Annotated in this window: 18 protein-coding genes; 12 read left to right on the forward strand and 6 right to left on the reverse strand. The window is 62.3% G+C overall.

From position 1 onward, the window contains the following. The first annotated feature begins 13 nt into the window (after nucleotides 1-13). The 11 genes from ACYQ1P_RS01720 (at nucleotide 14) to ACYQ1P_RS01770 (ending at nucleotide 8,969) form a co-directional block, all read left to right on the forward strand. The gene (locus tag ACYQ1P_RS01720; RefSeq protein ID WP_460018654.1) at nucleotides 14-1,381 is read left to right on the forward strand and encodes a divergent polysaccharide deacetylase family protein; all 1,368 of its coding nucleotides are present in this window, start codon (nucleotides 14-16) and stop codon (nucleotides 1,379-1,381) included. Continuing rightward, the gene (locus ACYQ1P_RS01725) at nucleotides 1,378-1,857 is read left to right on the forward strand and encodes an RNA pyrophosphohydrolase (RefSeq protein WP_460018655.1); all 480 of its coding nucleotides are present in this window, start codon (nucleotides 1,378-1,380) and stop codon (nucleotides 1,855-1,857) included. Before ACYQ1P_RS01720 ends, ACYQ1P_RS01725 begins: the two co-directional genes overlap by 4 nt. 73 nt (nucleotides 1,858-1,930) lie before the next feature. Continuing rightward, a complete protein-coding gene (locus ACYQ1P_RS01730) occupies nucleotides 1,931-2,908 on the forward strand; it encodes a calcium/sodium antiporter (RefSeq protein WP_460018656.1) in 978 nt (325 codons plus the stop codon). Beyond that, nucleotides 2,905-3,663, forward strand: a complete 759-nt coding sequence (locus ACYQ1P_RS01735; RefSeq protein ID WP_460018657.1) for an SDR family oxidoreductase — start codon at nucleotides 2,905-2,907, stop codon at nucleotides 3,661-3,663. Before ACYQ1P_RS01730 ends, ACYQ1P_RS01735 begins: the two co-directional genes overlap by 4 nt. Before the next feature lie 12 nt (nucleotides 3,664-3,675). Continuing rightward, nucleotides 3,676-4,107, forward strand: coding sequence for a dihydroneopterin aldolase (folB, locus tag ACYQ1P_RS01740; RefSeq protein ID WP_460018658.1), 432 nt, complete (start codon nucleotides 3,676-3,678; stop codon nucleotides 4,105-4,107). Between the two features lie 325 nt (nucleotides 4,108-4,432). After that, nucleotides 4,433-6,313 carry an excinuclease ABC subunit UvrC gene (uvrC, locus tag ACYQ1P_RS01745; protein WP_460018659.1) on the forward strand — a complete coding sequence of 627 codons (1,881 nt, stop codon included), beginning with the start codon at nucleotides 4,433-4,435 and terminating at the stop codon, nucleotides 6,311-6,313. 39 nt (nucleotides 6,314-6,352) lie between these two features. Further along, on the forward strand, nucleotides 6,353-6,949 hold the full coding sequence (gene pgsA, locus ACYQ1P_RS01750) for a CDP-diacylglycerol--glycerol-3-phosphate 3-phosphatidyltransferase (protein WP_460018660.1): 597 nt from the start codon (nucleotides 6,353-6,355) through the stop codon (nucleotides 6,947-6,949). Beyond that, nucleotides 6,946-7,452 (forward strand): molybdopterin-guanine dinucleotide biosynthesis protein B, encoded by a 507-nt coding sequence (gene mobB / locus ACYQ1P_RS01755; RefSeq protein WP_460018661.1) that lies wholly within the window; start codon nucleotides 6,946-6,948, stop codon nucleotides 7,450-7,452. Before pgsA ends, mobB begins: the two co-directional genes overlap by 4 nt. Continuing rightward, on the forward strand, nucleotides 7,449-7,700 hold the full coding sequence (gene moaD / locus ACYQ1P_RS01760) for a molybdopterin converting factor subunit 1 (protein WP_460018662.1): 252 nt from the start codon (nucleotides 7,449-7,451) through the stop codon (nucleotides 7,698-7,700). The genes mobB and moaD overlap by 4 nt, the downstream gene beginning before the upstream one ends. Before the next feature lies 1 nt (nucleotide 7,701). Beyond that, nucleotides 7,702-8,151, forward strand: coding sequence for a molybdenum cofactor biosynthesis protein MoaE (locus ACYQ1P_RS01765; RefSeq protein ID WP_460018663.1), 450 nt, complete (start codon nucleotides 7,702-7,704; stop codon nucleotides 8,149-8,151). Beyond that, on the forward strand, nucleotides 8,148-8,969 hold the full coding sequence (locus tag ACYQ1P_RS01770; protein WP_460018664.1) for an LOG family protein: 822 nt from the start codon (nucleotides 8,148-8,150) through the stop codon (nucleotides 8,967-8,969). Before ACYQ1P_RS01765 ends, ACYQ1P_RS01770 begins: the two co-directional genes overlap by 4 nt. Here the strand turns inward: ACYQ1P_RS01770 and ACYQ1P_RS01775 are convergent. From ACYQ1P_RS01775 to ACYQ1P_RS01785, 3 genes are all read right to left on the reverse strand, one after another. Further along, on the reverse strand, nucleotides 8,966-9,637 hold the full coding sequence (locus ACYQ1P_RS01775; protein ID WP_460018665.1) for a Fe2+-dependent dioxygenase: 672 nt from the start codon (nucleotides 9,635-9,637) through the stop codon (nucleotides 8,966-8,968). The two genes, ACYQ1P_RS01770 and ACYQ1P_RS01775, sit on opposite strands and share 4 nt — an antisense overlap. Nucleotides 9,638-9,701: 64 nt before the next feature. Beyond that, on the reverse strand, nucleotides 9,702-11,393 hold the full coding sequence (locus tag ACYQ1P_RS01780) for a glutamine--tRNA ligase/YqeY domain fusion protein (RefSeq protein ID WP_460018666.1): 1,692 nt from the start codon (nucleotides 11,391-11,393) through the stop codon (nucleotides 9,702-9,704). 61 nt (nucleotides 11,394-11,454) lie between these two features. Beyond that, a complete protein-coding gene (locus tag ACYQ1P_RS01785) occupies nucleotides 11,455-11,760 on the reverse strand; it encodes a hypothetical protein (protein ID WP_460018667.1) in 306 nt (101 codons plus the stop codon). A 130-nt stretch (nucleotides 11,761-11,890) separates the two neighbouring features. Here ACYQ1P_RS01785 and ACYQ1P_RS01790 point away from each other — a divergent pair, with 130 nt between their 5' ends. Continuing rightward, nucleotides 11,891-12,922, forward strand: coding sequence for a M23 family metallopeptidase (locus ACYQ1P_RS01790; protein ID WP_460018668.1), 1,032 nt, complete (start codon nucleotides 11,891-11,893; stop codon nucleotides 12,920-12,922). Nucleotides 12,923-12,928: 6 nt separating this feature from the next. Here the strand turns inward: ACYQ1P_RS01790 and ACYQ1P_RS01795 are convergent, their stop codons facing one another. The 3 genes from ACYQ1P_RS01795 to ACYQ1P_RS01805 are packed head-to-tail and all read right to left on the reverse strand — an operon-like array spanning nucleotide 12,929 to nucleotide 17,738. Further along, nucleotides 12,929-13,306: a hypothetical protein gene (locus ACYQ1P_RS01795; protein WP_460018669.1), complete on the reverse strand. Its 378-nt coding sequence runs from the start codon at nucleotides 13,304-13,306 to the stop codon at nucleotides 12,929-12,931. A 13-nt stretch (nucleotides 13,307-13,319) separates the two neighbouring features. Further along, nucleotides 13,320-16,469 (reverse strand): efflux RND transporter permease subunit, encoded by a 3,150-nt coding sequence (locus ACYQ1P_RS01800; protein ID WP_460018670.1) that lies wholly within the window; start codon nucleotides 16,467-16,469, stop codon nucleotides 13,320-13,322. A 9-nt stretch (nucleotides 16,470-16,478) separates the two neighbouring features. Further along, entirely contained in the window at nucleotides 16,479-17,738 is a 1,260-nt protein-coding gene (locus ACYQ1P_RS01805; RefSeq protein WP_460018671.1) for an efflux RND transporter periplasmic adaptor subunit, read from the reverse strand. Nucleotides 17,739-17,806 lie beyond the last annotated feature (68 nt).

The raw sequence follows: 17,806 nt of genomic DNA on the forward strand, positions 1-17,806 counted from the left end.
TAGGGAGCAAGGGGTGAACTTCCTCAAAAAGCTGTTCGCCAAGAAAGGCGCCGAAGACGACGACGATTATGACGTGGACGAGGACGACGAGATCGAAAACGATCCCGATGTGCTCGACGAAGTGGACGATGAGGACGACAGCGGCGGCGGCGGCGACGACGAAGAGAGTGTCGATGGTGACGAGGACGACGAGGAGTCCTCGGGCCGTAAGTTCGACCTGTCCAAGTTCGCCAAGTACAAGAAACTGGCTCTGTTCGGCGCCGCCGGGGTGGCCGGGGTGGCGCTCATCGGCGGGCTGGCGGCGTTTTTCCTCGTGGGCTCCGACGATAAGCCTGCCAGCGGGGCGCTGGTCTCGCTGCAAATCCCCGGACGCGGCACCGACGGTGGCCTAACCCCGCCCAAGGAAGGGGCGGAAGATGCCCCCGCCACCGAGGGCGAAGCGACCCCGGAAGCGGAAAAATCCCTCAGCGATTTGGCCAAGGAGGGGGAGACCGAAGGGGCCGGAGCCGGGGTTGTCATCACCTCCACCTCCGTCACCGCCTTTGACGACATGATCGTCCCCGCCGCCGAAACCCCGTTGACCGCAGCTCCTATTCTTGATGTCACCGAGCAGGGACCCGATGGCCCCCTGCCCCTGACCTCCGCTTCGGGCCTGGAGCCTTGGCGGCTTTATGCGCGGGATTTCGAGGCGCCGCAGGACAAGCCGAAAGTGGTGGTCATTGTCAGTGACCTGGGTCTCAGCCGCACCGCAACCATGGCCGCCATCGAGAACCTGCCGGGGACCGTGACCCTGGCCTTCAGCCCCTATGGCTCGGAACTGGCGGACTATGCGGCCAAGGCGCGGGAACGGGGCCACGAAATTCTCGTCATACTGCCCCTGGAGCCGGACGATTTTCCGAAAAACGACCCCGGCCCGCTGGCCCTGCTCAGTCCGCTGGACGAAGAGGTCAACAACCAGAAACTGGACAAAATCCTGGCCACCGTTCCGGGCCATGTGGGGGTGCTGGCCTATATGGGGTCGCGCTTCACCGCCGAGGAGACGGCCACCAGCGCCCTGATGCGACACCTGAAACGCCGGGGCATCATGTGGATCGACAATCGCGCCTCGGCCAATGCCAAATCCCTGGGCATCGCCCAGGCGATGGAGGTTCCCTTTGCCGTGCTCGACATGCGGCTTGATGACGAACCGGGCAAATCGGATATCGACGCCCGTCTGGCGCAGGCCCTGGAGGCCGCCCAATCTTCCAAGGTGGTGGTCATTCTGGCAACGCCCCTGCCTTCGACCCTGGACCGTCTGAGCCGTTGGATCGCCACCCTCGACCCCACCGACCCGGTCCTTGCCCCGGTCACCGCCGTGGCCAATTTGCAGGCCCAGCCATGACCCCCAAAGCCTTCAAAAAGCGACCCTATCGGCGCGGCGTCGGGGCTGTCCTGTTCAATGCGCAAGGGCTGGTTTTCGCCGCCCAACGGATCGACACCCCGGAACCCGCCTGGCAGTTTCCGCAAGGGGGGATCGACGAGGACGAGAAGCCCAAACAGGCCTTGCTCCGGGAACTGAAAGAGGAAATCGGCACCGATCAGGCGGAGATCATCGGCAAAAGCCGCCACTGGCTGACCTACGACCTGCCGCCGGAAATCGCCGACAAGGTCTGGCACGGGCACTACCGGGGTCAGAAGCAACGCTGGTTCGCGCTGCGTTTCACCGGCACCGATGCCGATATCAATCTCAACGCCGGTCATGCGGAGTTCAGCACTTGGCAATGGATGCCGCTGCTCGACCTGCCGCGGCTGATCGTTCCCTTCAAGCGCCCGCTCTATGAACAGATTGTCGAGGAGTTCCGGCATTTGCTGCCCTGAGCAAGTCCGGGGATGACATCCCCTCCGATCCCACTATATATTTTCTTCATCTCCTCCATTTGGATATCCCGACATGACCTACTTGTTGATTGCCCTGGGTTTTGTGCTGCTTCTGGGGGGCGCGGAAGTCATGGTCCGCGGCTCCGTGGCCGTCGCCCGCAAACTCGGCATTTCGACCCTGGTCATCGGCATGACCGTCGTCGCCTTCGGCACCTCGGCCCCGGAACTGGTGGTTTCCCTGCAAGCCTCCCTGAGCGGCTTTGGTGGCATGGCCCTGGGCAATCTGGTTGGCAGCAACATCGCCAACGTCCTGTTGATTCTCGGGGCAGCGGCGATCCTCAAGCCCATCGCCACCGGCCACGGCACCATGCTGCGCGATGGCACCGTTTTGGTGTTGGGGACGATTTTGTTTACCGGACTGGTGCTGCTGCGTGAAATCGACATCTTTGGCGGAGCGGTCCTGCTCGTGGCCTTCGCCATTTTCCTGCGCATCACCCTGAAGGGCGACAAGGATGATGGCCTCGGCGAAAGTCTGGTCGAGGAAGTGGAGGAAATGGGACAGTTCAAAGGCCCGATCCTGCTCGCCTGGCTGATGATGATCGCCGGGCTGGGGGCCTTGCTGTACGGGGCCGATCTGCTGGTCGAAGGGGGAACCATTCTGGCCCGTCAGTTCGGCGTTTCCGAGGAAGTCATCGGTCTGACGGTGATCGCCTTCGGCACATCCCTGCCCGAATTGGCGGCTTCGGTGGTGGCGGCCGTGCGCGGTCATTCGGATCTGGCCCTGGGCAACGTGGTGGGCTCCAACCTGTTCAACATCCTCGGAATCGCCGGCATCGTGGCGGTGGTTTCTCCGATCCCGGTGCCCGATCAGATCTTCTATTTCGATATCTGGGTGATGCTTGGCGCAACTTTGTTGATGCTGCCCTTTGCCCTTACCAGCCGTGAGTTCTCTCGCCTGGAAGCGGCCATCTTCCTGGTCGGATACGGCGGATACGTGGTGGCCCAGGCGACCCGATTCCCGGATCGGATCGTGGGCTATTTCGCCGCATGAACCGGGCGGCGCTGGTCACCGGAGCCGGTCTCCGTATCGGTCGCGCCATCGCGCTTGATCTGGCCCGACAGGGCTGGGCGGTGGCGGTCCACTACAACCGTTCCGTCGAATCGGCGGAGCAGGTGGTGCAGCAGATCCTCGCCGACGGCGGTCGTGCCGTGGCGGTAGCGGCGGATCTGGCCGATGAATCCCAGGTGGAGAGTCTGATTCCACGCGCCGCTGCCCAGTTGGGGCCGATTTCCTGTCTGGTCAATAACGCCTCGGTCTTCGAGCAGGACGCCGCCTTGACCGCCACCCGCGACTCCTGGGACCTGCATATGGAGGTCAATCTGCGCGCCCCCTTCGTGCTGACCCAGGCGCTGGCCCGCCAATTACCCGACGGACTGGAAGGCCAGGTGATCAACCTGATCGACCAGCGGGTATGGAATCTGACCCCCCATTTCACCTCCTATACCCTCAGCAAGGCCGGTCTGTGGACATTGACCCAGACCCTTGCCACCGCCCTGGCGCCGAGGGTGCGGGTCAATGCCATCGGCCCGGGACCGACCCTGCCCAGTCCGCGCCAGACCCCGGAACAATTCGAACAGCAGTGGCAGGCCATGCCGCTGCGCCGTCCCACCGGACTCGATGAGATTTGCGCCGCCTTGCGCTTTATTCTTGCCGCGCCCGCCCTGACCGGGCAAATGATAGCGCTCGATGGCGGCCAGCACCTGGGTTGGGTCCATCCGCCCCACGATGCGCCGCCCGAAGAATAGGAACACCGCCCAATGACCGCCGGTCCCGCCCAGATTATCCAGCCGCGACACTTTGCAGACGCCCGGGCCTCGGTCCGTCATGTGTTCATTCGCGACCTGGTGCTCCCCTGCTCCATCGGCATCCATGAGCACGAGAAGAAGGCGCCGCAGCGAATCCGCGTCAATCTCGACCTGGCGGTGCACGAGGAACGGGCCGACCTGGGCGACGACATTCGCAACGTGGTCTGTTACGAGGGCATCGCCAACAGCATTCGGGAACTGGTGTCACGCGGTCATGTGCATCTGGTGGAGACGCTGGCCGAACAGGTGGCCGACATCTGCTTTACCGATTCTCGGGTCCGGGTGGCCCGGGTACGCATTGAAAAGCTGGACGTTTTTATCGACGCTACCAGCGCGGGCGTGGAAATAGAGCGCCTCAACCATCGCACGCCCCTCGAAGCCTGATTCCTATTCCGGTAAAAAACCATGTGATTCGAGGGTTCTAGGGCACTCGATCCGATAAGTTGTGCACAGGCCACAAAACCGCGACGACTCCCCTTTTTGAACCGGATTGGGCTGTCAAGAGACATACATACCCCATTCGAAAAAATATATTAACTTTTTGAATCAATGCATTAGAAAAATGACTAATATTTGTGCAACATATAGAAAGCGAAGGCTGGCATTGAGTCACGGGTTTGTCATGCGGGTTGCGCACAAGCTTATCCACAGGAATCGTGGATAGTTGGCGGGGCTTGACGACACCGCTTTGGGGCCGGTAAATCAGCCCATGAGCGAAACCCCTATAAACAAGAAGGAAATTCCCGAATCGGCGACGGGGGCGGCCCTGATCGCCGAGAAAATCGCCCAATTGCCGACCACCGCCGGGGTCTATCGCATGCTTGATGGCGCGGGGCGGGTGCTTTATGTGGGCAAGGCCAAGAGCCTGCGCAAGCGGGTGGTCGCCTATACCCACCCGGAGCGCCAAGGGCCGCGCATCCGGCGCATGATTTCCGAGACCCGGGGGCTGGAAATCGTCACCACCCATACGGAAGCCGAGGCCCTGCTGCTCGAAGCGGACCTCATCAAGAGTCTCAAGCCGCGCTACAATATCCTGCTGCGCGACGACAAGAGCTTCCCGGAAATCCAGATCACCCGCGACCATGCCTTTCCGCGCGTCCTCAAGCATCGCGGCAGCCACCAGCCCGGCCCGCTCTATTTCGGTCCCTTCGCCTCGGCCTGGGCGGTCAATCAAACCCTGCAAGTGCTGCAACGGGCCTTTCTGCTGCGCACCTGCTCGGACAGTATTTTTGCCGGGCGGACCCGGCCCTGCCTGTTGCATCAGATCAAGCGTTGCTGCGCCCCCTGCGTGGATTATGTCTCGGCCGCCGACTATGGCGAACTGGTCGATCAGGCCGAGGCCTTTTTGCGCGGTCGCAGCCAAGAAATACAACAGCATCTGGCAGGGTTGATGGCCGAAGCCTCGGACGCCCTGGAATTTGAACGGGCGGCACAATACCGCGACCGGTTGCGCGCCCTGACCAAGGTGCAGGCCCATCAGGAGGTGGATCTGTCCAGCGTCGCCGAAGCCGACGTCATCGCCCTGCATCAGGACGGCGGGCAGACCTGCGTGCAGGTATTCTTTATCCGCAGCGGACGCAATTACGGCAACCGGGCCTATTATCCCCAGCATGGGCGACACGACGGGGCCGCCGAGGTTCTGGAAGCCTTTATCGGTCAATTCTACGCCAATCGCCCGCCGCCGCCGCTTATTCTGCTCGACCGCCGCCTGCCGCACGCCGATTTGGTGAGTGAGGCGCTCGGTGTGCGCGCCGGACGCCCCATCCGGCTATTGGTCCCGCAACGGGGCGACAAGCGCGACGCCGTGCGCTATGCCGCCCGCAATGCCCAGGAAGCCCTGTCACGCCGCCTCTCGGAAACCGGCTCTCAACGCAAGCTGTTGGAGAGTCTGGCCGATACGCTTGGCCTCGACGGCCCCCCGCAGCGCATCGAGGTTTATGACAATTCCCATACCCGGGGCACCCAACAAGTCGGCGGCATGATCGTCGCCGGGCCGGAGGGTTTCGACAAAAAGGCCTATCGCAGCTTCAATATCAAAAGCGCCATCGCCCCCGGCGACGATTACGGCATGATGCGCGAGGTGCTGACCCGCCGCTTTGCCCGCGCCCTGAAAGAAGACCCGGACCGCCAGTCGGGGCAATGGCCGGACCTGCTGCTGATCGACGGCGGCAAGGGTCAGCTCAACGTGGTCCTGGAGGTCTTCGCCGAATTGGGGATTGAGGATGTGGCCCTGGTCGCCGTGTCCAAGGGGCCGGACCGCAATGCCGGACGGGAACGGCTGCACCGCCCCGACCAACCCGTCCTTGAATTGGACGCCCGCGATCCGGTGCTCTATTTCATACAGCGATTACGTGACGAAGCGCACCGGTTTGCCATCGGCAGCCATCGCCACAAACGCGCCGCCCGTACCACTCAATCGCCGCTGGACGAAATTCCCGGTATCGGGGCCGGACGCAAAAAGGCCCTGTTGCATCATTTTGGCTCGGCCCGGGCGGTGGCCGAGGCCGGTTTGGCCGATTTGGAGGCGGTTTCGGGAATCTCCGCCGCCTTGGCGAAGAAACTCTATGACTGGTTCCACGGACAAGGCTAGAATGCCGCTCCCGTCCCGACCTGACAGCGAACGCTTTCGATGCTGAAAACCCTGCCCAATATTCTCACCATTACCCGTATCCTGGCCATTCCGGTGGTCATTGGGCTGTTTTTCCTGCCCTATCCGCTCAACCACTGGGCCCCGTTCGGTGTTTTCACCTATGCTGCCATCACCGATTTCTTCGACGGCTATCTGGCCCGTGCCTGGAATCAGCAATCTGCTTTCGGGCGCATGTTCGATCCCATCGCTGACAAACTGCTGGTGGCGGCGGTGCTGCTCATGCTGGTCGGCTTCGAGCGGCTGGGCGGCCTGCACATTCTGCCCGCCGCAGTGATTCTCTGTCGGGAAATCCTGGTCTCGGGGCTGCGCGAGGTGTTGGCCGAAGCCCGGGTCGGCCTGCCGGTCAGCCTGTTGGCAAAGTGGAAAACCACCTTGCAGATTCTCGCCCTGGGCTTTCTCATGGTCGGCACCGCCGGTCCCGATTTCGGACCGCTGACGACCACCGAAATCGGCATCTGGGGTTTGTGGATCGCCGCCGCCCTGACCCTGATCACCGGCTTCGATTATTTGCTGGCCGGTTTGCGCCACATCCGCGAGATGGATGCCGCCGCCGCCGAGCCCGGGGAGATGCCATGAAGGCGTTTGGCCTGATTGGCTGGAGCGGCAGCGGCAAGACCACCCTGATCTGCCGCTTGTTGCCCGAACTGATCGCCCGCGGCCATCGGGTCTCGACCATCAAGCATACCCACCACAAGTTCGATTTGGACACTCCGGGCAAGGATTCCTTTCGCCATCGGGAAGCCGGGGCCACCGAGGTCATGGTCGCCTCGTCGCAACGCTGGACCCTGATGCACGAGTTGCGCGACGCGCCGGAACCGGACATGGAAAGCCTGCTGGAGCGCATGGCCGACGTGGATCTGGTTCTGGTCGAAGGGTTCAAATTTCACCCCTATCCGAAATTGGAAATTCATCGTCCGGCCACCGGCAAACCCTTGCGCGGCACCGAGGACCCGACGGTGGTCGCCATCGCCTCGGATGCGCCGCTGGACGGACTGACCCTGCCGCTGCTCGACTTGAACGACGTGGCGGCCATCGCCACCTTTATCGAAACCCATATGCAACTGGGAAACGCCCGATGAAGCTGCTGTATTTCGCCTGGTTCCGGGAACAGATCGGCACCGGAGAGGAAGACGTCACGCCGCCGCCGGAGGTTGCCACGGTGGGGGATCTGCTGGCCTGGCTGAAGTCCCGGGGCGATGGCTTTGGCCGTGCCTTGTCCGATCCCAAGCTGGTGCGGGTGGCGGTCAATCAGGATTATGTGGGGCTCGATGCTCCGTTACACGCCGGGGATGAAGTGGCTCTGTTCCCCCCGGTCACCGGGGGCTGAAATGACGGTCCGGGTGCAACGAGAGGATTTCGATATCGGGGCCGAACTGTCGGCCTTCACGGCCCGCAACACGGCCATCGGCGGGGTATGCCTGTTCGTCGGCCTGGTCCGCGACATGACCGGTCACGAGGGGGCGATGACCCTGGAACATTACCCGGGCATGACGGAAAAACAATTGCAGCGCATCGAGGCCGAAGCCCGGGACCGCTGGCCGCTGGAAAATACCCTGATTATTCACCGGGTCGGACGATTGGAGGCGGGAGAACAGATTGTCCTAGTCGCCGCTGCCTCGGCCCACCGAGAGGCGGCCTTCAAGGCCGCTCGATTCTTGATCGACTGGCTTAAAACTCAGGCCCCGTTCTGGAAATTGGAACACGGCCCCGACGGCGACCGCTGGGTGGCGGCCAAGGATGACGATGAACAAATCGCCCGCCAATGGGAGGCCCCATGAGCCGCCAAGACGACCGACCGGAACTCTATTACCTGGATGACGAGTTCCTGGAATCCCGCGATGCCCGCCCCCTGCGCATTCTGTCCGAACATCTGGGGCCACAGAGTCGATTTGAAAAATACCATATCACCGACACCATCGTCTTTATGGGCTCGGCCCGCACCCTGCCCCGCGAAACCGCCGAAACCCAACTGGCGGCGGCGCGCGCCAACGGATCGCCCGAAGCCCTCGAACGGGCTGAAATGGATCTGCGCATGTCGCGCTATTATGAGGAGGCCCGGCAGCTGGCGTTCCGCATAACCAATTGGTCAAAAACCCTGGACCGTCCCCGACGACGCTTCGTGGTCTGCACCGGCGGCGGTCCCGGCATCATGGAAGCCGCCAACCGGGGGGCCTCGGAAGCCAAGGGGCTGAATGTGGGACTGAACATCAAACTGCCGCACGAGCAGGGGGGAAATCCCTACACGACTCATCATTTATCGTTACAGTTCAACTACTTCTTCATGCGCAAATTCTGGTTCATGTATCTCGCCAAGGCGCTGGTCATCTTCCCAGGCGGCTTCGGCACCCTGGACGAACTGTTCGAAACCCTGACCCTTGTGCAAACGGAAAAGCTCAACAAACCGCTTCCCATCGTGCTCTATGGCACCGCGTTTTGGGACGAGGTGGTGGATCTGGAGGCCATGGCGCGATACGGCACCATCGACCTTAAGGACCTCAAGCTGATGCACCGTTCGGATACGGTGGATGACGCCTTCGAGTATCTGGTCAAGCAGCTCACCCGACACGCCGTCGCCGACCCGGGCGGCGGGCTCTAACCCCACAGGCGGGCCAGATCCCCGTATAGCTTCTGGGCCTGACGCTGTTCCGGCGTATCCGGCAACTTGCGCGACACGCCCTGGGCCAGCCGGTCCAGTTCGGCCAGAATTTGCCGCTTGTGCGGGTCGGCGACACGGCTCTCGATCCAGGTCACCGCCGCCAATCGCACGCCGGAGGTGACTTCCAGCACTTCATGCGGCGTGCCAGTGGGATAGAGAATGGCATCTCCCTTCGGCAGCTTGATCCGTTGCGGTCCAAGGTCGGTGGCCGCCACCAGATCTCCCCCCGCATAGGAGTCCGGATCGCTGAGAAAAATGGTGCAGGAGATGTCGCTGCGCAGGCGGCCCTGGGGGGTGTCGATGAACGGATTGTCGGCATGAATGCCATAGCTCATGCCGGTCTCGTATTTTGAAATCATCGGTGCCATGACCCGAGTCGGCATGGCCACCATGCGCACCAGCGGATGGCGGCTGAGGGCCTGACTGAGCAGGCTTTCCAACTCCTGGGCTTCGGGGGTCTGCTGACGGTCCAGTTGCAGGTTGTTCTTGACCTTGCGGGCTTGCGGACCGGCTGTTCGCGCGCCCTCGACAAAAGCCGCGCCGGACAGAATCTCCTCGACCCGCGCCAGCATCTTTTCGTTTAAAAGATTCGGAATCCGAACGTACATCGCCGCCTCCCCGATTGTAGGTGGATCATTGTGCGGGATATTCGCGGCCTGAGCAATCGGCGGATTACAGCTTGGCCTGAATCTTGGCCCAGCTGTCGCGCAGGCCGACCGTCCGATTGAACACCAGATGACCGGGGCGGCTGTCCGGGTCGGCGCAGAAATAGCCCTGACGCTCGAACTGCACCACCTCGCCCACTTTCATTTCAGCCAACGACGGCTCCACCCTGGCCGTCGTCTGCACGACCAGCGACTGCGGATTCATATCCTCTAGAAAGTCGCCCTCGTCCCCCGGATTCTCCTTATTGAACAGATGATCATAAACCCGCACTTCCGCCGGAATGCCATGGTCCGCCGAGACCCAATGGATCGTGCCCTTGACCTTGCGACCGTCCGGCGAATCGCCGCCCCGAGTGGCCGGATCGTAGGAACAGCGGACCTCGATCACTTCCCCGGCATCGTTTTTCACCACGCCGGTACAGGTGACGAAATAGGCATAGCGTAGCCGGACTTCACGACCCGGCGCGAGGCGGAAGAATTTTTTCTGCGGCGCTTCCATGAAATCGGCCCGTTCGATGTAGAGTTCGCGACCGAAGGGTACGTCACGGCTGCCGGCGCTGTCATCCTCGGGATTGTTCACCGCGCTCAAGGCCTCTTCCTGGCCTTCGGGATAGTTCTCGATCACCAGCTTCAACGGGTCGAGCACCGCCATGCGGCGCGGCGCGGCGGTGTTGAGATAATCCCGGATGCAGCTTTCCAGCATCGCCACTTCCACAGTGGCATTGGATTTGGTCACCCCGATGCGCTGGGCGAAATCGCGCAGGGCGGCGGCGGGCACGCCGCGCCGGCGCAACCCGGAGAGCGTCGGCAGGCGCGGATCGTCCCAGCCCGACACATGGCCGTCCCGCACCAACTGGATCAGCTTGCGCTTGGACAGCACCGTATAGGTCAAATTGAGGCGGGCAAATTCGTACTGACGCGGCGTCGAAGGGACCGGCAGGGTCTGAATGCACCAGTCATAGAGCGGCCGATGGTCCTCGAATTCCAGAGTACAGATGGAATGGGTGATCCCCTCAAGGGCGTCCGACTGGCCGTGGGTATAATCGTAGGTCGGGTAGATCTTCCAGGCGTCCCCGGTGCGCGGATGGGCCGCATGGAGGATGCGATAAAGCACCGGATCGCGCAGGTTGATGTTGCCCGAGGCCATGTCGATCTTGGCCCGCAGCACCTTGGCTCCGTTGGGAAACTCACCAGCCCGCATGCGCCGGAACAGGTCGCGGTTTTCGTCGATGGAACGCTCGCGGTAGGGGCTGGGCCGGCCCGGTTCGGTCAGCGTCCCGCGATAGGCGCGGATCTCGTCGGCGCTCAGGTCGTCCACATAGGCCAGCCCCTGATCAATCAGATATTCGGCCCAGGCGTAGAGCTGTTCGAAATAATCGGAGGCAAAATACAGATGATCGCCCCAGTCGAAGCCGAGCCAGCGCACGTCTTCCTGGATCGAATGGATAAATTCCATTTCTTCCTTGACCGGGTTGGTGTCGTCGAAGCGCAAATGGCAACGCCCGCCGAAATCCTGGGCGATGCCGAAATTCAGGCAGATCGACTTGGCATGCCCGATATGTAGGTAGCCGTTGGGTTCCGGCGGAAAGCGGGTGACCACTTCCGTGCAGCGCCCGGCCTCCAGGTCGGCGCGGATGATGTCGCGGATGAAATCCCGGTTGATCTCCAAAGAGGCGCTGTCGGTGGGCTCGCTGGCCATGCTCGGTCCTTCGTTGCTGTGCTGCCCGTTGTTTAGCGCCGCCGTCGCCGGGCGTCCAGCCCTACGAGGCGTGACGATGGGACAGTAAGACGAAGTCGTACAAGTCCGAGAGCATGAAATTGCGGTTTTCCGGCGCTTTCATATGGGCCAGGGTCTCCGCGTGGCCTTCCATGTAGCGCCGTGCGGTGACCCGGAACGGCTCGGGCAGGCGGCTGTTGAACTCCGAATGCCGGACCAAAAGCCGCACCACCTGTTCGAACAGCAAGGCGTAGCGCTTTTCATCGGTCTCCAGGTAGATATCGGACATGTCCGTTCCATACATCTGGAACAGGTGCAGATAGTCCTCCACATCCGGATGGCTGGTCATAAAATCCCCGTCGTTCTTGGTTATTCTTTCGTGTTTCACAGAAGGCCATAAGCCAGGACCAAGGTCAAACAGGAATCTCCTCTGTTACTCGGGGTTTTCCCCAACTGCGTCCTTCGCTACACTGCATGTCATGCGCTGGCTGATTCTCTTTTTTGGACTTTTGGCGGCGGCACCGGTCCGGGCCGCGCCGTCGGTCAGCTTCGCCTTGCCTTTGGATTGCACGCCGGGGAAAACCTGCTGGATCGCCAACTATGTGGATATTGATGCCTCGACAGAGGCCCATGACTATGCCTGCGGCCTGCGCAGCTATGACACCCACAGGGGCACCGATTTCGCCTTGCGTGATTTGGGCGTCATGGAACAAGGCGTCAATGTGCGCGCCGCTGCGCCGGGGGTGGTCGCCGGAACCCGCGACGGCATGGCCGATGTGAATTTCAAAAAGATCGGACGCCAGGCCATTGCCAACAACGAATGCGGCAACGGCCTGACCATCGACCACGGCAACGACTGGATGACCCAGTATTGCCATATGAAAAAGGGCTCCCTGCGGGTCAACAAGGGGGACATCGTGACCACCGGCCAGGTGCTGGGACAGGTCGGCCTGTCCGGTCTGACCGAATTCCCGCATCTGCATTTCGAGGTCTGGCGCACTGGCAAAACCGAGGACAACAAGTTCCATCGGGAGGTCATCGACCCGTTCCTCGGCCTCACCGGTCCCGCCCATGGTACCTGCGGGCTGGGCCAGGAACCGTTGTGGGCCCCTGATACACTGGAAATGCTCAAGTACAGTACTTCGGATATATTTAATGCTGGATTTGCCTATCGTTTACCCAAACCCGATGAAGTTCGCCAAGGGATTTTTAACATAAAGGAGTTGTCTGTTCTTTCCAAAGATTTGGTTTTCTGGACGGATATTTACGGGATTCTCAAAGGAGACATTGTGATCATGCAGATCGCAGGGCCGGACGGCACCGTTCTCGCCAAGGCGAAAGCCGCTATAAAAAAGACCCAGGCCCGCCGCGTTATTTCACTTAAAGGTAAGAAGAAAAACAGCGACCCCTGGCCTGCCGGAAGCTATACTGGAACAGTATTGGTCCTCCACCCCACCACCGGCAAAAAAGGCACCGGCGTCAGGATGCAGCGCAGCGTGGTGTTGGAGTAAGGGAAATCACTTCCCCTGACGCTCCAACCCCACCCGCCAGTCTTCGACGAAATCTTGCAGGGACTCGATGAACTCCGGGTCATGGTCGGGGCGGTTGATGGTGCAATGAATGACCGTTGCCGTGGGGTCGGGCGGCAAGCCGGTGGTGATGCTCCAGGTCACGGCATTGGGGCAGGTAGGCAGAACGAAACGCACCCCGCCGCGGATCGGCGCGCGCTGCACTTTAAACTGTCCCCAGATGGAATAGATCTCGCCGGTTTCCCCGTCGCCGGGGTCGATGATCTCGGTGATCGAGGCGCAATGCTCGGCCAGCCGGGCGAGGGTCAGGCGGTCGCGCAGTTCGGTCTCGGTCCATGTGCCCCGAGCCTGGGCGAAAAATTCCATGGTGTGTCCTTCCCTATTCTGCCGCCGCGACGCGGGCTCCAAAAACACGCTGCCGCAGGTGGCCGAAATCATTCAGCACGGCAAGCAGGCAGGGCACCACCACCAGCACCAGCAAAGTCGCCACCATCAGTCCGAAGACGATGGTCACCGCCATGGGAATCAGGAACTTGGCCTGCAAACTGGTTTCGAACAGCAACGGGGTAAGCCCGCCGACGGTGGTTGCCGAGGTCAGAATCACCGCCCGCAGACGGTCCCGCGCCCCATCCAGGATGGCTTCCATGGTGTCCTCGCCCCGTTCCTGATATTCGGCAATGGTGCTGACCAGGATGATGGAATCATTGACCACGATCCCCGACAGGCCAATCAGCGCCACCATGGACAGGATGGTCAGATCATAGCCGAGCAGCCAATGCCCCAGTGTCGCCCCGACGAAGCCCAGCGGAATCACCGACATGACCACGATGGGCCGGGAATAGGAGCCAAACACCCAGGCCAGGATGATATAGATGGCGGACAGGCCGATCATCGCCCCGACCCGCATGTCGCCAAAGGTGCGGGCCTGTTCCTCGGCCTTGCCGGCAAAGCGGATGCTGACCCCCTGGGCGGCGGCAAGTTGGTGAATGCCGTCCCGTTCCAGGGCCTCGATGACCTTGTCCGTCGCGGTGATGTCCTTGTTGATCTCGGCCACCACCGCCGCCTCGCGCACGCCATTCTCGCGGCGAATGCTGGCGAATCCATCCTTCTCACGCCAACTGACGATGCTGTCCAGGGGCACCTCGGTGCCATTGGCGGCGGTCAGGTAAAGGTCCCGCAAATGACCATAACCGGTGTCCGCGCGCGGATGACGGACCCGCACCACCACTTCCTCGTCGCCCCGGGCGAAGCGTTGCGCGATGGCGCCCTCGAAGGCGTTGCGCACCTGCCGCCCCACGGATTCGGTGGTGAACCCCAGCGCCCGACCACGCGGGGTCAGTTCGAGGACGGCTTCCTGCTTGCCCCAGGGGAGATCATCATCAGGCGCGCTCACCCCCGGATATTGCCGCAGCAGTTCGATCACCGCCCCGGTGGTGGTTTTCAGGGCCTCCAGATCATTGCCGACGACGCGAATATCCACGTCGCGACCCGGCGGACCAACTTGCGCCGGAACGATGCTCAGGCTGTCGAGCCCCGGCAGCTTGCGGGCTTCTGCGGCCCAGGCCTCCATGATGGTGCTGGTGCGGATGTCCCGCTTGTCGCCTTCGGTCAGTTCCACATAGAGACCGCCCTGATTGTCGCCGCTGGCCGGGTTGCTGCGTGGATCGCCGCGCCCGACCCCGGTACCGAGTTTGACGATATAGGCGACCACCAGTCCGCCTCGGCCCTCGGTCAGACGGTCCTCGACCGTGCGCAATGCCCGTTCCACTTCGTTGACCATACGCGCCGTCTCGGCCCGCGAGGTCCCGGCCACCATCTGCACATTGCCATACAGCCGGTCGGCCTCCGGTCCCTTGAAAAACTGAAACCCGACCCGCCCTCCGGCCACCATGCCAATGCACAATATGAACAAGGCCAGCGTGGTGGCCAGGGTGGCATAGCGCCATTCGAGACAGAAGTGCACCAGACGGGTGAACGGTCCCTGACGGAAGCGGTCGAATGCCCCGTCGAAGGCCTGCCGGAAGCGCCCCCGGTCCTCGTGACTGGCACGCAGGGCATGACGCATGTGACCCGGCATAACAAAAAAGCATTCCACCACGCTGGCCAGGATCACCGCCACGATGACCAACGGAATGGCGACGATCATCTGCCCGATGATGTCACCGACCACAAACAGCGGCATGAAGGCGGCGATGGTGGTCAGCGACGAGGCCATCACCGGCACCGCCATGCGACTGGCCCCCATTTCCGCCGCCTCCAGGGCCGCCATGCCCCGGCGGCGCAGGAACTCCCCATGCTCGCCGACGACGATGGCGTCATCCACCACGATGCCGATGGCCATGATCAAGCCGAACAGGCTGATCATGTTGATGCTCTGACCGCTGGCCAGCATGACCAGCAAGGTGGCGGCCAGGGACACCGGAATGCCCACCGCTACCCAGAAGGCAACTCGGGCGTTCAAAAACGCGAACAGCACCGCCAACACCAGGATCAACCCGCTCGCCCCGTTATTGAGCAGCAAGTCGATGCGGGATCGGATGAGATCGGATTCGACCGTGTACTGGGTCACCGACAGGTTGCTCGGCAGGGTCGGCAGCACCTCGGCCAGATAGGCCTCCACCCGGTCGGCCACCTTCAGCGCATCGGCGGTATTGGAACGTTGGATATGCAGTTCGATGGCCGGTTGTCCCTTGAACAGAGCGACCGGGGCGGCTTCGTCGAAATCCTCGCGCACCCGGGCGATATCCCCCAGATATATTTTCTGGCCGTCGTTGGTGGCGAGGACTTCAACGGTTTTCATCCCTTGGGCAGTCTTGACCTGTCCCAGGCTGCGGATCTGCCGTTCGGCCCCGCCCTGGGTCGATCCCGACGGCAGGTCGCGGCTGGTCTGGGCGATCCGCTCGCCAATATCTGATAACGTCAAATCCAGGCGTCGCAAATCGGCCTCGGAGATTTCGACCCAGATTTCCTCATCCCGGGCCCCGAACATATCCACCTTGTCGACGCCCCGATTGAGCAAATCGTCACGGATGCGTTTGGCATAGACTTTCAGCGCCGCCTCGGAATAGGGGCCGGAAATGACCATGCGCGAGATGGTGTCGTAGCGCACCACCCGGCGGATTTCCGGGGTCTCGGCATCCTCGGGCAGGGTGGTCACCTGGCCCAGCGCCGTTTCCACGTTGGACAGGGCGGACTGCATGTCGCTGCCAGGCACAAACTCGACGGCGATGCTGGCCCGGCCCTCCACCGAAGAGGAGCGCACCTTGTCGACGCCATCCAGGAAGCGCACTTCCGGTTCGATGGCCTGGACGATGGTCGAATCCACATCCTCGGCACTGGCCCCCGGCCAATTGACGGTGATTTGCACCTGATCAATGCCGGTATCGGGGAAAAACTGGGTGTTGATCTTGTACAGACCGAACGCCCCGCCGATCAACATCGCCACCATCAACAGGTTGGCTGCCGTCGGATGGCGGGTGAACAGGCGGATCAGGCCGCCCCCATGATCGGGATGCAGAACAGGAGACATGGCTTGTTCCTATGGCTTCTTCACCGGATCGACCCGGACTCCCGGCCCCATTTGCGGGAACCGGGTGGTGACGATCATCGCCCCGGCGTCAAAATCGCCGCGCACCAGCAGCCGGTCATCGTCGCTGGTCGCCACCTCCACCGGAACCGCGACCAGCCGCCCCTCGGTCGCCACATAGACCAGGCGTCCGCCGTCCCCGGCATCGTGCAGCGCCTGTTCGGGCAGGGAGATCACATCTTCATGGGGCTGGTCGCGCAGGCCGATTTGGACGAAGGCTCCGGGGCGCAGGGGAACCCCTTCCGGTATCGTCCCGAGCACGGCGCGCAGCCATACGCCGCCGCTGGTGGCGTCGATCTGGCCCTCGGTGCGCTCCAGTCGGGCCTCCAACGGGAAACTGTCCCGGCCCATGGTCCAGATGATTCGGACCGGACGCCCTTCATATCCGCCCCCGGCCAGGACCCGGGCGAACTGCCGGTCACTGAGCAGAAAGCGGGCTTCCATTCGGTCGGCGGCGATCAGCGAGGCCACCCGGTCGTTGCTGCTGACTTGTCGGCCAACAGCGGCATTGACGTCCTTCAGAAAGCCGTCATGGGGGGCCAGCAAACGGGTATTGAGCAGATCCCGTTCGGCCCGGGAGAGGGCCACCGCCGCCTGTTCCACGGCGGCCCGCGCCTGCTCCACCCGCGCCGCCTTGATTTTCAGGGATTGCTGGCGCGAGGTCAGCCGCTGTTCGGCGGTGCTCAGGGATAGCCGGGCATCATCAAGGGCCTTCTGGGTGCCCGCCCCGGTCTTGAGCAGCCGCTCCCGGCGCTCGGTCTCGGTGCGGCTCAGTTTCAATTGCCGTTGATCCTCTCCCAGCAGCCGTTGCTCGCCGCTCAGGTCGCCTTCCAGTTCGGCCTGTCGGGCCTGCGCCTCGGCCCATTTGGAGCGCCGGTCGGTCACCGCCGCTTGATAGTCGAAAGGATCAATCGCAATCAGCAAATCCCCAGCTTTGAGGCTGCCGCCCTCGACCACATTCTCGCCCATCTCGACAATACGCCCGGCCACCAAGGGGCGCATTTCCGCGTCACGACCGGAAACGATCTCACCATAGACCCGGATTTCCGGGGTCACCGTGACCGGCTGGGCGACCACCGTCGCCACCGGCCAACTGCGTTCGACCACCGGCTGATTCTCCAGGGTCGGCTTGGTCGCCTTGAGCACCACGGCCGTGACCACGGCAAGCCCCAGGATCAGCGGCGGCAGAACATATTTGAGCGGCAGTTTCATGTGGAATGTCACCGTTGGAAAGCTTGACAGAGACAGAACTGTACCGTACGGTACGGAACTTGCCAAAT

The sequence above is a fragment of the Magnetospira thiophila genome (genome assembly GCF_054657015.1).